We start from the raw sequence: 13,068 nt of genomic DNA, 5'->3' as shown, positions 1-13,068 counted from the left end.
CACCGCGCCAAGCTTGCACCGTCGGTGAGGATGGCCACAGAGCCAGGGCTCCGCCACGCCACCCTGCTTTCCAGAGTGGTTTCCCCCGCGCGGTACGTGGGCCTGAGAGATTCCGGGGAGGATTTGCTCCTTCGGCGCCCGCCGCCCGGGGGCGACAGGACTCTCCCGCACGGAGTTGACAACCACTCCTGAGACTACCAGCGCGCCTCCCCCCGGATTAAGGGGCCGGTCCTCGACTGGCCGGCCGCCGGAAAGTGCCCTTGGCTGGGTCTGGGACCCGCTCCAGCGGGCACCAGCCCTCCAACCGTCCCAGCCGCGCAGCGGGAGGAAACGTGCGAACCGACATCGATCCGCGCAGCCTGATCGGCCGGAAGGCGTTCGACCGCCACGGCACCAAGATCGGCACCGTGGACGAGGTGTACCTGGACGACGCGACCGGCGTCCCCGAGTGGGCGGCCGTGCGCACCGGCCTCTTCACCCGGGACGCCTTCGTCCCGCTGGCACCCAGCGAACTGGAGGGGAAGGGGCTGCGGGTGCCGTTCGACCGGGCGCTGATCCGCCGGGCCCCCGACCTGGGCGTGGGCCGCCACCTCTCGCCCGAGCAGGAGCTGCGGCTCTACCGCCACTACGGGCTCGACCTGCCGGCGGCCCCCGGCCGGCCGCCGGCGCCGGACACCGACTTCGGCCGGCTGGCCGCCGCGCCGGACGACCCGGAGGGCTGACCGCCCGAGGCCCCGGACGGCCGAGCCCCGGACAACTCGGCGGGGCCGGGCGGCGGGCCGCCCGGCGGCAACGGCTCGCCGCGCCGCAACTCCGGATCGTCCACCGGGAAGGTGCGCACCCGACCCGGCCGGACGTCCTCGGGCCGCTCGAAGCGGACCGTGACCCGGCCGACGCCGCTGCCCTGCACCCAACCGGGGCCGAACCGCTCGTGCGTCACGTCCAGACCGGGCAGCCAGCGCCGGTCGGGCTCCGGCTCGGCCGGCTCCGCCTGGACGGCCGGGACCGGCTCCGCCGGCTCGGGACCCGCCGGGCCGCGCTGCGCCGACTGGGCGAAGAGGTCCTCCTGGGTGAAGTCCGCCAGCGCGCTGACGCCCACGCCGAGCAGCCGCACCCCCGCCGTGGTGTCCACCAGCTCCAGCAGCCGCTCGGCGGCCTCCCGTACCACCGCCAGGTCGTCCGTGGGGCCGCGCAGCGTCTCCGAGCGGGTCAGCGTGGTGAAGTCGTACCGCCTGACCTTCAGCACCACCGTGCGGCCGGACCGGCCGGCGGCGCGCAGCCGGGCCACACAGCGCTCGGCCAGCCGGCCCACCTCGAACCTGATCCGGGCCCGGTCCGTCACGTCCACCTGGAAGGTGTCCTCCACCGAGATGGACTTGGTGTCCCGCTCGGCGACCACCGGGCGGTCGTCGACGCCCAGCGCCATCCGGTAGATCCCGCCGCCGTGCGCCTTGCCCAGCAGCCGCAGCAGCTCGGGCTCGCCGGCCTCGACCGTCTCCTCGATGGTGTGGATGCCGGCCCGGCGCAGCGTCTCGGCGGTGGCCGGGCCGACCCCGGGCAGCGTCCGGACCGGGAGCGGCGCCAGCAGCTCCCGCTCCGTGCCCGGCGCTATCAGCACCAGGCCGTCCGGCTTGGCCTGCTCGGAGGCGATCTTGGCCAGCATCTTGGCGCCGGCCAGCCCCACCGAGCCCGTCACCCCCGTGACCGCCAGGATCTCCCCCCGCAGCCGCTCCCCCACCGCCCGCGCCTCGGCGGCGGTGGCCGCGCTGCCGCCGGCCGCCAGATCGACGAAGGCCTCGTCCAGGCTGAGCGGCTCGACCAGCGGGGAGAGCCGGGCGAGCAGGCCCATCACCTGCTCGCTGACCCGCCGGTAGACCTCGAACCTGGGCACCAGATAGGCGCCGTTGGGACAGAGCCGCCGCGCCTGGGCGGTCGGCATCGCCGAGCGGACCCCGAACCTGCGGGCCTCGTAGGACGCGGTGGCCACCACCCCGCGTGGCCCGATGCCGCCGACGACCACGGCCTTGCCGCGCAGGCTGGGCTTGGCCGCCTGCTCGACCGAGGCGAAGAAGGCGTCCATGTCGAGGTGGAGGATGGTTGGCTGACCCCTCACCCGTCCGATGGTGCCCCATGGCACTGACAATCAGCGCGCGATCCGGCCGGTCCGCCGGTCGAGTGGTCGCGCGGGACGCCCGGCGTCAGCCGACGCGGTTGCGGCGGCGGGCCAGCTCGTCGCCCGGGTGCTCCGGCGGGGCCACCCGCTCCCCGGTGTCCACCCGCTCCGCGTGCAGCTGGGCCAGCGCGGCCTCCACATCGCCCCAGACGGCCCCGACCGCGATGCCGAAGACCCCCCGGCCCCCGCGCAGCAGCTCGGCCAGCTCGTCCGGGGAGGAACAGCGGTAGACGGCGGCGCCGTCGCTCATCAGCGTCATCTGGGACAGCTCGGCCAGCTCGGCGGTGCGCAGCGCCTGGGCGGTGGCCCGGATCGACTGGAGCGAGACGCCGGCGTCCAGCAGCCGCTTGACGATCTTGAGGACCAGCACGTCGCGGAAGCTGTAGAGCCGCTGCCCGCCGTGGCCGGGGGCCGGCCGGACGCTGGGCTGGACCAGCCCGGTGCGGGCCCAGTAGTCGAGCTGCCGGTAGGTGATGCCGGCCGCGGCGCAGGCGCTGGGCCCCTGGTAGCCGAGCGACTCCTCGGCCGGGGCCCGCCCCCGGGGCGCCGCCTGGGGCGCGACCGACTGCCGCAAACCCGGCCGGGGCGCCGCACCCGGCAGCGCCGTGGTGCCCCCGACCGCCCTGCTGTCGCCGTTACCTGTCACGCCGGCCTCCGTTCCGCATGCCCCGACCGTGTCCTCGTCACTCACCTGCTGTCACGATGAGTACGCACACAGCGCTCCTCCCAAGACATGCCCCATTGACGCTAGGGACCCACACATGGCGCGTCAACGATCGCCACGCGCCGCTACTGGCTGCTGGTACCGAAGTCCTCGGGGGAGATCTGGTCAAGGAACTCGCGGAACCGTTCCACCTCGTCCTCCTGCTCGTCCGGGATGATGATCCCGGCATCGTCGAGGACGGCGTCGCTGCCGTAGATCGGCGTGCCGACGCGCAGCGCGAGCGCTATCGCGTCCGACGGGCGGGCGCTGACCTCGACCCCGCTGGCGAAGACCAGCTCGGCGTAGAACACCCCGTCGCGCAGATCGGTGATCCGCACGGCGCTGAGTTCCTGGTCCACCGCCTCGAGGACGTTCTTGAAGAGGTCGTGCGTCAGCGGCCGGGGCGGAGTCATCCCCTGCTGGGCGAACGCGATGGCGGTCGCCTCACCCGGTCCGATCCAGATCGGGAGGTAGCGATCGCCACCGACTTCTCGGAGGAGCACGATGGGCTGGCTGTTGGGCATCTCCACCCGCACACCCACGACGTCGAGCTGATTCACACAGCAACCCTAGGCCGTGCCCGGTGCATTTGGATAGTCGAACCCCGTTCCCGTGCGCTGCCGCGCCGCACCCTCAGTACCCCTGACGCCCGGCGTAGTACACCATGCGGTACTTGCCGATCTGCACCTCGTCGCCGTTGGAGAGGGTGACCGAGTCGATCGGCTCGCGGTTCACGTAGGTGCCGTTCAGGCTGCCGACATCGCCGACGGTGAAGCCGCCCTCCGGGGTACGCCGGAACTCGACGTGCCGCCGGGAGACCGTGACGTCGTCCAGGAAGATGTCGCTCTGCGGGTGCCGGCCGGCGGTGGTCACATCGCTGTCCAGGAGGAAGCGGCTGCCCGAGTTCGGCCCACGGCGAACGACCAGCAGGGCGGAGCCGGCGGGCAGCGCGTCCACGGCGGCCTGGGCCTCCGGCGAGAGCACCGGCGCCGGGTGCTGCGCGGTCGCCTCGGGGTCGTACGCCTCCAGGCTGGCGATGGAGATCGTGGAGGTGGTCTCGGACGTGCCCTCGCCACCGGGGCGCAGCGCGGCGCCGCAGTACGAACAGAAACGGCTGTTGGGGGTGTTGGCGTGGCCGCAGCGGCCACAGGCGGGGCCGGCGGCGGCCCCGTGCCCCTGGTCCGCTATCCCACCGGGCCCGGCGACCTCGTCCCGGAACAACGGCCGCCCCGGCTCGGACGGCGGCGCAGGAGGCTGGCCTTGCTGGCGGGCGCGGGCCCCCGCGGCACTGTGCGTACCGCTCTTACGCCTGCCGAACAACCTAGCGAAAAAACTCACCAGCGATCCCCTCGCACCTAGCCCGTCCCGCCGAGGAGCGGGACGGTCCATTCTCTCTCTCCACCGACCACACACGTCATCCTGACAACGTGGGTGGTCTCCCTTCAGTTTCCCTCACCGCGCGACACCGTGATCGACAGCCCCCGCGACGTCGAGGTTCAGTGCTGATGACGACTGAGCGTAGTCAGGCTGCTCCGCCGATCGCAAGGCATCCACGGTGACGGTCTCGGGCCGGGTCACGGTGACCGTGGCCTGCTTGTTCTCCAGGGACTGCACCACGCCCCCCGGAATGTTCAGCGCCGGCTCCAGATCCTGCGGCCGGCCGATCGCGTCGATCACGAACGGCGCACGAACCCGCTCGCCATCCACGTGTACCCCACCGTTGTGGTCCACGAACGAGGTACTCGCGATCACCCGCACCCCGTTGATCTGGAGCGCCTCGGCGCCCGCCGCCCGCAACTCCTGGACGGCGTCGAGGAGCATGTCGGCCTGGACCGCGCCCGTCGGGTCGTCGACGCGCAGCGTGATACCCGGGCCTTCGGCAGCCACCGTACCCGCCAGCACACCCAGTTGGCGCTCACGCTCCCGGCTTTGCCGGCGGGCCTCCTCGGCCTGGTCGGTGCTGTTCTCCAGCTCCGCGCGCTGGTCCTCCAGGGTGCTCTTCTCGTCCTCCAGCCGGGCCGACCGGTCCTCCAGGTCGCTCAGGATGCGCACCAGGTCCTCCGGGCGCGCCCCGCGCAGCGCGGTGTCCTCGCTGCCGGCGGCCCTGACCTGGATGGCCAGGCCCAGGCCCAGCACGAAGAGCAGCACCGCGGCGACCAGTTGGCCCCGGCTGGCGCGCGGCGGCCAGAGCGCGGCCCGCAGCGCGGCGCGCCCGGTGGGGCGGCGCGGCGCCCCGGTCGCGGCCTGCGCATCGGGCCCGGGCGCGGTCCTGGGCCCGGCCTCGGCCTTGGGGTGGGGATCGGGATCGGGGGTGCCGGTCATCGGCCTCACGCCCCGAACACGTGGCGCCGGATGGCCGCCGCGTTGGAGAAGATCCGGATACCCAGGACCACCACCACCCCGGTGGAGAGCTGGGCACCGACGCCCAGTTTGTCGCCGAGGAAGACGATCAGCGCGGCCACCACCACGTTGGAGAGGAAGGAGACGACGAAGACCTTGTCGTCGAAGACCCCGTCCAGCGTGGCGCGCAGGCCGCCGAAGACCGCGTCCAGCGCGGCCACCACGGCGATCGGCAGGTAGGGCTCCATCCCGGTGGGCACCACGGGGCGGGTCACCACGCCGATCAGGACGCCCAGCACCAGGCCCAGCACGGCGATCACGGGGCGGTCACCTCTTCCGCTTCCTCGGTGTCCGGGGAGACCCCGGGGTCCGCCGGCTCGGCGAGCGGGCGGGCGCTGCGGGTGGTCAGGCTCGGAGCGGCCGGCAGCCGCAGCTCGTCCCTGGTCGAACGCTCCACCCTGATGTCGTAGTTCTCCTGGAGGGTCGCCAGGTAGCGGCCGGCCCCGGTGGCCTGGAAGGCGTCCAGGAGGCTGTCGGGGTCGCCGATGGCGAGCACCGTGTAGGGCGGGACCAGGGGGCGGTTGTCGACCAGCACGGCGTCGCCCGCCGCCCGGATGGCGGAGAGCGCGGTCAGCCGCTGGTCGTTGATGGCGACCGCCTCGGCGCCGGCCTCCCACAGGCCGTTGACCACCCGTTGCAGGTCCCGGTCGCGCACCCGGCCGGTCTGTGCGAAGCCGTCGACGCGCGGGCCGCCGGAGGCGGTCTGGCCGGCGTCCCTGGCGTCGTTGACGACCAGCTCGACGCCGGGGCCGCTGACCGGGCTGGCGCCAGCCAACAGGGCGACCAGCTCGGCGCGTTCGGCGTCCGGGCCGCTGAGCGCCACCCGCTGGCGGGCCGCCACGTCGGTGCGGAGCGTCTCCACCTCGGCCTGGAGCGCGTCCAGCCGGTCGGTGCCCTCGGTCACCCGGGTCAGCAACTCCTCACGCTCCCGGGCGACCGTGGGCGCCGACTCACGGGCCTGCGCGGCGCCGAGCGTGACCACCGCGCCGGCCAGCACCAGCCCGCAGGCCAGCCAGAGCTTCGCGCGGGTGGCGCGCGGCAGCTCCGACCGGCCCGACTCCCGCCGCCTGGCCGCCGCCTGGGCATAGCCCTCGTCGAGGGTGTTGCTCATGACGGTGGTCAGCAACGACATGGAGGCGTCGGGGCGCGCGCGGGGGGCGGCCCCGGGCTCCTGCTGAGACATGGCGCACATGGTGACACGCCGGTTGTCCAGAGATCGAATCGGGCCGGCCCCGCGGCCCCCGGCTCAGGCCTCCGCGCTGTCCACCACACCGCACCAGTGGTCCAGCAGCTCCTGGGCCGCCGCGTCGTCCGGACCCTCGGCCCACAGGTGGGTGACGGCCTCCGCCGGGTCGGGCAACACCAGCACCCAGCGGCCGTCGGACTCCACCACCCGGACGCCGTCCGTGGTGTCCACCGAACGGTCGCCGGCCGCCTCGACGACCCGCCGCATCACCAGGCCCTTGACCGCCCAGGGGGTGACCACGTCCCGGCGCAGCACGTGCGCGCGCGGGATGCGGGCGTCGATCTGGCTGAGCGACAGCTGGGTGCGGGCGACCAGCCCGAGCAAGCGGGCGAAGGCGGCCGTGGCGTCGAAGACGCTGCTGAACTCCGGGATGATGAGGCCGCCCCGGCCGTCCCCGCCGAAGACCGCGTCGTCCAGGTGCGCCGCCCGGGTCAGGTCGTCGGGGGACGTCGTCGTCCAGTCGACCTGGGTGCCGTGGTAGGCGGCGACCTGCTCGGCGATCCGGGTGGTGGTCACCGGGAGGGCGACCCGGCCGCCGCGGCGCTCGGCCGCGATCAGGTCCAACAGCACCAGCAGCGCCCGCTGGTCCTCGATGATCCGGCCGCGCTCGTCGACCAGCGCCAGCCGCTCGCCCACCGGGTCGAAGCGGACGCCGAAGGCGGCGCGGGCCGAGGAGACGATCTCGCCCAGCCGGACCAGGCCGGCGCGGCGGGTCTCGGCGCTCTCCGTCGGCCGGGCCTCGTCCAGGCCCGGGTTGATGGTGAGGGCGTCGACGCCGAGCCGGCCCAGCAGGCTGGGCAGGACCAGGCCGGCGCTGCCGTTGGCGGCGTCCACCACGACCTTGATGCCGGACTCGGCGATCCCCGAGGTGTCAACGGCGCGCAGCACCGAGCCGGTGTAGCCGTCGAAGACGCTGGCCGGGAAGCGCAGGTCGCCGATCTCGCCGGGGAAGGCCCGCCGGTACTCCTGGCGGGCGTAGACCCGGTCGAGCTTGCGCTGTCTGGCCTGGGAGAGGTCGGCGCCGCGCTCGTCGAAGAACATGATGTCCACCGAGTCGGGGACGCCGGGGGTGGTGCGGATCATGACGCCGCCGGCGCTGCCGCGGGCGGTCTGCTGGCGGGCCACCGGCAACGGCACGTTCTCCAGGTCCCTGACGTCGATGGCGGAGGCCTGGAGGGCGGAGATCACGGCGCGTTTCAGGGCCCGGGCGCCACGGGAGTGGTCCCGGGCCGTGGTGACCGTCGCGCCCTTCTTGAGAGTGGTGGCGTAGGCGCTGGCGAGCCGGACCACCAGCTCCGGGGTGATCTCGACGTTGAGGATGCCGGAGACGCCGCGGGCGCCGAAGAGCTGGGCCTGCCCCCTGGCCTCCCAGATGACCGAGGTGTTGACGAAGGCGCCGGCCTCCACCGTCTTGAACGGGTAGACCCGGACGTTGCCCTGGACGATGGACTCCTCGCCGACCAGGCACTCGTCGCCGATGACCGCGCCGTCCTCGATCCGGGCGGCGCGCATCACGTCGGTGTTCTTGCCGATGACGCAGCCGCGCAGGTTGCTGCCCGGGCCGATGTAGACGTTGTCGTGGACGACGGCGCGGTGCAGGAAGGCGTCCGCCTTCACGACCACGTTGGAGCCGATGACGGTGTGTTCGCGGACCTCGGAGCCGGCCTCGATCTTGGCGTAGTCGCCGACGTAGAGCGGGCCGCGGAGCTTGGCGTCCGGGTGCACCTCGGCGCCCTCGGCGATCCACACGCCGGGCGAGATCTCGAAGCCGTCGATCTCGACGTCGACCTTGCCCTCCAGGACGTCGGCCTGGGCCTTCACATAGCTCTCGTGGGTGCCGACGTCCTCCCAGTAGCCCTCGGCCACATAGCCGAAGATCGGGCGGCCCTCCTTCATCAGGCGGGGGAAGACGTCACCCGACCAGTCGACGGAGACGTCCGGGTCGACGTAGTCGAAGACCTCGGGCTCCATCACGTAGATGCCGGTGTTCACCGTGTCGGAGAAGACCTGACCCCAGGTCGGCTTCTCCAGGAACCGCTCGACCCGGCCCTCGTCGTCGACGATGGTGATGCCGAACTCCAGCGGGTTGGGAACGCGGGTCAGGCAGACGGTGACCAGGGCCCCGCGCTCACGGTGAAAACGAATCAGCTCGGTGAGGTCGAAATCGGTGAGCGCGTCTCCGGAAATGACGAGAAAGGAGTCATCCTTGAGCGCTTCCTCGGCGTTCTTCACACTTCCGGCCGTGCCCAGTGGTTTCTCCTCGTGGGCGTAGGTGAGGTCCATTCCCAACTCCTCACCGTCGCCGAAGTAGTTCTTCACGAGGGAGGCGAGGAACTGGACCGTGACCACGGTCTCGGAGAGTCCGTGCCGCTTCAGCAGGCGGAGCACGTGCTCCATGATGGGACGGTTGGCCACGGGCAGCAGTGGTTTGGGCATGCTCGCGGTCATGGGGCGAAGCCGGGTGCCTTCGCCACCAGCCATTACGACGGCCTTCATATCGGAAGTGTCCTCCTTGGGGATCCGACAGTCATTCCGACTGTGCCCATAGGAAGGGGCCCGGGCCTGGGTGGCTCCCCGGAAGATCGCGACACAAACGGGCGCCAGGCCCCTGCGACGCTGCCAGGGCATTTACTCAGTCGGCCGTGGCATCCGCCGCGAGGAGACGGCGGACCTGGACCACGTAGAGGATCCCTGCCCACCAGTAGAGCGCTGTACCCCAGCCGGCGAACGCCCATCCGAAAATAGCAGCGAGTGATGCCAGCAGACCAGTTGAGTCACTGAGCAGCAGGAGGGGGAAGGCGTACATCAGATTGAAGGTGGCCGCTTTGCCCAGGAAGTTGACCTGCGGCGGGGCGTAGCCGTGGCGGTCCAGCAGCCAGACCGTCACCAGCAGCATCAGCTCCCTGGCGAGCAGCAGCGCGGTCAGCCAGAGCGGGAGGATCTCGCGCCAGGTGAGGCCGACCAGGGTGGAGAGGATGTAGAGCCGGTCGGCCGCCGGGTCCAGCACCCGGCCCAGGGCGCTGATCTGGTTCCACCGGCGGGCGAGCTTGCCGTCGAGGTAGTCGGTGACGGCGCTGAAGGTCAGCACCAGCAGCGCCCAGCCGTCCATCCTGGGGCCGCCGAAGACCGGGGAGAGCACCAGCCACAGGAAGACGGGGACGCCCAACAGGCGGGCCATGCTCAGCAGGTTGGGGATGGTCCAGATCCGGTCGGTCTGAACGCGCGTCTCCTGGACCTCCACCCGGAAGCCTCCCAATCGCCCCGTGCCGTCGCCAACGCGGTCTGACCTTACCCGGCCCCGCCCGGACGGGAGACGGCGGGGACGCGGCCGGCGACGGGCCGGCCGGGCCGGGGCCGGGGCGGCCGACCGACGCCCGGGCGGTGCGGAGGACGGCGGGGGAATACGCTGGTGGACAACCGACGCGAGGCGGGTGTGAACGGGCGTGACGGAGACCAGGCTGCGGGGGGTCGGAGTCAGCCACGGCGTGGCCATCGGGCAGGCCAGGCACATGGGCACGACCGTGCTCGAACCGCCGCAGCGCCGGATCGGCCCCGCCGAGGCGCCCCGCGAGCTGGCCAGGGCCAGGCGCGCCGCCCAGGCGGTGGCCGCGGACCTGCGGGCCCGGGGCACGCTGGCCGGCGGCGAGGCGCACGCCGTGCTGGAGGCCCAGGCGTTGATGGCCGAGGACCCGGAGCTGCTGGCCGACACGGAGCGCCGGATCAGCGTGGGCAGCAGCGCCGAGCGGGCCGTCTACGACGCGCTGGCCGCCTACCGCGCGCTGCTGGCCGGGGCCGGCGAGTACCTCGCCGGGCGGGTGGCCGACCTGGACGACGTGCGCAACCGGATCATCGCCCGGCTGCTGGGCCTGCCGACGCCCGGGGTGCCGGACAGCGACGAGCCCTATGTGCTGATCGCCCGTGACCTGGCCCCGGCGGACACGGCGTTGCTCGACACCTCGCTGGTGCTCGGCTTCCTCACCGAGGAGGGCGGGCCCACCAGCCACAGCGCGATCCTGGCCCGGGCGCTGGGCGTCCCCGCCGTGGTGGCCGTGCCGGGCGCCGGGGAGATTCCCTCCGGCGTCGTCGTCGCCGTGGACGGCTCCACGGGCGAGGTGGTGCTGGAGCCGTCCGAGGAGCGGCGGGACCGGCTGGCGGAGGCGGCGGCCCGGCGGCGGGCGGCGCTCGCTCGGGCGACGGGCCCGGGCGCGACCTCGGACGGCCACCGGGTGCCGCTGCTGGCCAACATCGGGGGCCCGGCGGACGTGCCGGCGGCGGTCGCGGCCGGCGCCGAGGGGGTTGGGCTGTTCCGCACGGAGCTGCTCTTCCTCTCCGGCGGGGAGCGTCCGCCGGCGGTCGAGGAGCAGGCGCGGGTCTACCGCGAGGTGCTGGCGGCCTTCCCCGAGGGCCGGGTGGTGGTGCGGATGTTGGACGCCGGCGCCGACAAGCCGCTGGACTTCCTCGGCTCGGGCGCGGCGGAGCCGAACCCGGCGCTCGGGGTGCGGGGGCTGCGGGCGCTGCTGGCGCGTCCCGAGGTGCTGGCGGACCAGCTGGCGGCGCTCGGCGAGGCCGCCGCCGGGCTGCCGGTGCACCTGGAGGTGATGGCGCCGATGGTGGCCGACCGGGCGGACGCCGCGGCCTTCGCCGCCGCCTGCCGGGCGGCGGGGCTCGGGGCGGCGCGCGGCGCCATGGTGGAGATCCCGGCGGCGGCGCTGCGGGCCAGGGCGCTGCTGCAGGAGGTGGACTTCCTCTCGGTGGGGACCAACGACCTGGCGCAGTACGCCTTCGCCGCCGACCGGCAACTGGGCGCCGTCGCCCGCTGGCAGGACCCGTGGCAGCCGGCGCTGCTGGACCTGGTGGCGCTGGCGGCCGAGGCGGCCGGCGCCGAGGGGCGCTCCTGCGGGATCTGCGGGGAGGCGGCGGCCGACCCGGCGCTGGCCTGCGTGCTGACCGGGCTCGGGGCGACCAGCCTGTCCATGGGCGCGGCCGCCATCCCCCGGGTGCGGGCGACGCTGGCCAAGCACACCCTGGCGCAGTGCCGGCGGGCCGCCGCGGCGGCGCGGGCCGCCGACGGCGCCGGGGCGGCCAGGGCCGCGGCGCAGGCGGTGCTCTCCGGCGAGTGAGCCGCCGGCGGGCCGCCGGCTCACGGCGCCGGACAGTCGTCGGCGGGCGGCCGGGGGGCCGGCCGGTAGCGGACACCGTGCTCGGGGGGCAACGGCTCGCCACTGGTCGGGTCGGTGCAGTAGGCGGCGAAGATCTCCGCCTCGCCGAGCGGATGCAGCCAGCCGCCGGCCAGCCGCCAGCCGCGCACCGACTGGCGTGGCGTGCCGCCGGACGGCGCGCCCGGGCCGGAGCGCAGCACCAGCCCGCCGCCGGCCCCGGTGGCCAGCCCGACGGCGAGCACCGTGCACAGCACGGCGGCCTGTCGCTCGGAGAACGCGGCGGCCGGCCACGGCCTGGCGCGGGCGGCCGAGCCCACCGGCGGCACGGAGGCGTCCGCGGCGCCCCGGCCGGCGCCGGCCGGGGCGTTGGGCCGACCGGCCGGCGAGGGCGCGCCCGGGGGAGCCACGTCGAGGCTGGCGCTGAGCGGGGCGTGCGGCAGGAGCACGCTGCACACCAGGTGGTGGCTGGCGGGGCCGGCCCAGGCCAGCGTCCAGGTCAGTAGCCGGGCCGCCCGGGCGAAGGCGCAGCGCCGCTGCGGGGTGCCACAGCGGGGGCAGGCCCCGGCCGCGGCGAGCAGCCGGGCGCCGCGCTCCCAGGTGTACGCCGGATGGTCGGCCGGGGACGGACCGGACGCCGCCCAGCCGGCGCGGGCTCCGGGCGGCCGCGACGGCCCTGGGCGCCGCCCCGGCGGCCCGGCCCGCCGGGCGTCCCCGGGGCGGCGGGCGCCCCGGGCCCGCCGTCCGGGACGTCGCGCCCCGCCGTCCGACCGGCCGTCCGCGCCGTCGGCGGCGTCGGCGGCGCCTCCGTCCGCGCCGCCGTTCGGGCTGCCATTCGAGCCGTCGTCGCGCGCGGCGAGCAGGCCGGCTCCGCCGGACTGGCGGAAGGGCCAGGTCGCGCCGGGTACACCGGACTGGCCCAACCCGCCCTGTCCGGCGGCTTGGCCGAACCCACCGGGAGCATCAAACCCGCCGCCCCGGCCGGGCCAGGCGACAACGCCGAGCCCACCGGGCCGGCCGACGCCGCCGAGCACACCAGGCTCATCGGCCGCACCGGATCCACCGGACGGCCCGAACGCGCCCGGCCCGCCGGCAGCGCCGAACCCACGGGAAGCAACGAACCCGCCAGACCACCTGGCCCCACCAAGCCCGCCTACCACGCCGGCCGCACCGAGTCTCCCCGACCAACCGGCCGCACCGAATGCGCCGAACCCAGCCCCCCTGTCGCCCCCGACGAACCCACCGGCCCCAGCCGCTCTACCCACTCCACAGAGCCCGTCGCACCCGCCAGCCACGCCGGGCCCGCCAGACCCACAAGCCCCGCCGGCCCCAGCGGACCAACCAGCCACGCCGAGCCCACCAGACCCGCCAACCACACCGAACTCACCAG

General features: G+C 74.4%; 12 protein-coding genes and 1 riboswitch. Of the genes, 2 read left to right on the top strand and 10 right to left on the bottom strand.

Annotated elements, in window-relative coordinates; translation table 11 throughout:
* Positions 1–80 precede the first annotated feature (80 nt).
* A riboswitch (glycine riboswitch) is annotated at positions 81–178 on the bottom strand.
* A gap of 154 nt (positions 179–332) precedes the next feature.
* Complete coding sequence (locus tag RM844_RS05485) at positions 333–722, top strand: PRC-barrel domain-containing protein (RefSeq protein ID WP_311665402.1); 390 nt, start codon at positions 333–335, stop codon at positions 720–722.
* Here the strand turns inward: RM844_RS05485 and RM844_RS05480 are convergent.
* The 9 genes from RM844_RS05480 to RM844_RS05440 form a co-directional block, all read right to left on the bottom strand.
* Entirely contained in the window at positions 626–2,113 is a 1,488-nt protein-coding gene (locus RM844_RS05480; protein WP_311665400.1) for a DNA polymerase IV, read from the bottom strand. The genes RM844_RS05485 and RM844_RS05480 overlap by 97 nt on opposite strands.
* 85 nt (positions 2,114–2,198) lie before the next feature.
* A complete protein-coding gene (locus RM844_RS05475; protein WP_394814446.1) occupies positions 2,199–2,819 on the bottom strand; it encodes a MerR family transcriptional regulator in 621 nt (206 codons plus the stop codon).
* Between the two features lie 143 nt (positions 2,820–2,962).
* A complete protein-coding gene (locus RM844_RS05470) occupies positions 2,963–3,436 on the bottom strand; it encodes a bifunctional nuclease family protein (RefSeq protein ID WP_311665398.1) in 474 nt (157 codons plus the stop codon).
* Between the two features lie 73 nt (positions 3,437–3,509).
* On the bottom strand, positions 3,510–4,214 hold the full coding sequence (locus RM844_RS05465; protein ID WP_311665396.1) for an FHA domain-containing protein: 705 nt from the start codon (positions 4,212–4,214) through the stop codon (positions 3,510–3,512).
* Positions 4,215–4,328: 114 nt separating this feature from the next.
* Positions 4,329–5,198 carry a DUF881 domain-containing protein gene (locus tag RM844_RS05460; RefSeq protein WP_311665394.1) on the bottom strand — a complete coding sequence of 290 codons (870 nt, stop codon included), beginning with the start codon at positions 5,196–5,198 and terminating at the stop codon, positions 4,329–4,331.
* Between the two features lie 5 nt (positions 5,199–5,203).
* Positions 5,204–5,536 carry a small basic family protein gene (locus RM844_RS05455; RefSeq protein WP_311665392.1) on the bottom strand — a complete coding sequence of 111 codons (333 nt, stop codon included), beginning with the start codon at positions 5,534–5,536 and terminating at the stop codon, positions 5,204–5,206.
* Positions 5,533–6,468 carry a DUF881 domain-containing protein gene (locus RM844_RS05450; protein ID WP_311665390.1) on the bottom strand — a complete coding sequence of 312 codons (936 nt, stop codon included), beginning with the start codon at positions 6,466–6,468 and terminating at the stop codon, positions 5,533–5,535. Before RM844_RS05450 ends, RM844_RS05455 begins: the two co-directional genes overlap by 4 nt.
* Before the next feature lie 54 nt (positions 6,469–6,522).
* Entirely contained in the window at positions 6,523–9,018 is a 2,496-nt protein-coding gene (locus tag RM844_RS05445) for a mannose-1-phosphate guanyltransferase (RefSeq protein ID WP_311665388.1), read from the bottom strand.
* Positions 9,019–9,154: 136 nt separating this feature from the next.
* Positions 9,155–9,763 (bottom strand): CDP-alcohol phosphatidyltransferase family protein, encoded by a 609-nt coding sequence (locus RM844_RS05440; RefSeq protein WP_311665386.1) that lies wholly within the window; start codon positions 9,761–9,763, stop codon positions 9,155–9,157.
* 202 nt (positions 9,764–9,965) lie between these two features.
* On the opposite strand from RM844_RS05440, the gene ptsP reads away from it, so the two are divergent.
* Complete coding sequence (gene ptsP / locus RM844_RS05435; RefSeq protein WP_311665384.1) at positions 9,966–11,642, top strand: phosphoenolpyruvate--protein phosphotransferase; 1,677 nt, start codon at positions 9,966–9,968, stop codon at positions 11,640–11,642.
* 20 nt (positions 11,643–11,662) lie between these two features.
* On the opposite strand, the gene RM844_RS05430 is transcribed toward ptsP, so the two are convergent.
* A complete protein-coding gene (locus RM844_RS05430; protein ID WP_311665382.1) occupies positions 11,663–12,601 on the bottom strand; it encodes a hypothetical protein in 939 nt (312 codons plus the stop codon).
* Positions 12,602–13,068 lie beyond the last annotated feature (467 nt).

Source organism: Streptomyces chisholmiae (assembly GCF_031845445.1).
In the GTDB taxonomy this organism is placed as follows: domain Bacteria; phylum Actinomycetota; class Actinomycetes; order Streptomycetales; family Streptomycetaceae; genus Streptomyces; species Streptomyces chisholmiae.
Note: the sequence above shows the minus strand (reverse complement) of the source record. Positions and strands in the feature narration are given on the sequence as shown.

Coding starts and splice junctions, on each gene's coding strand:
- RM844_RS05460 (WP_311665394.1), bottom strand. CDS start 5,198: ATGACCGGCACCCCCGATCCCGATCCCCACCCCAAGGCCGAGGCCGGG.
- RM844_RS05450 (WP_311665390.1), bottom strand. CDS start 6,468: ATGTGCGCCATGTCTCAGCAGGAGCCCGGGGCCGCCCCCCGCGCGCGC.
- RM844_RS05445 (WP_311665388.1), bottom strand. CDS start 9,018: ATGAAGGCCGTCGTAATGGCTGGTGGCGAAGGCACCCGGCTTCGCCCC.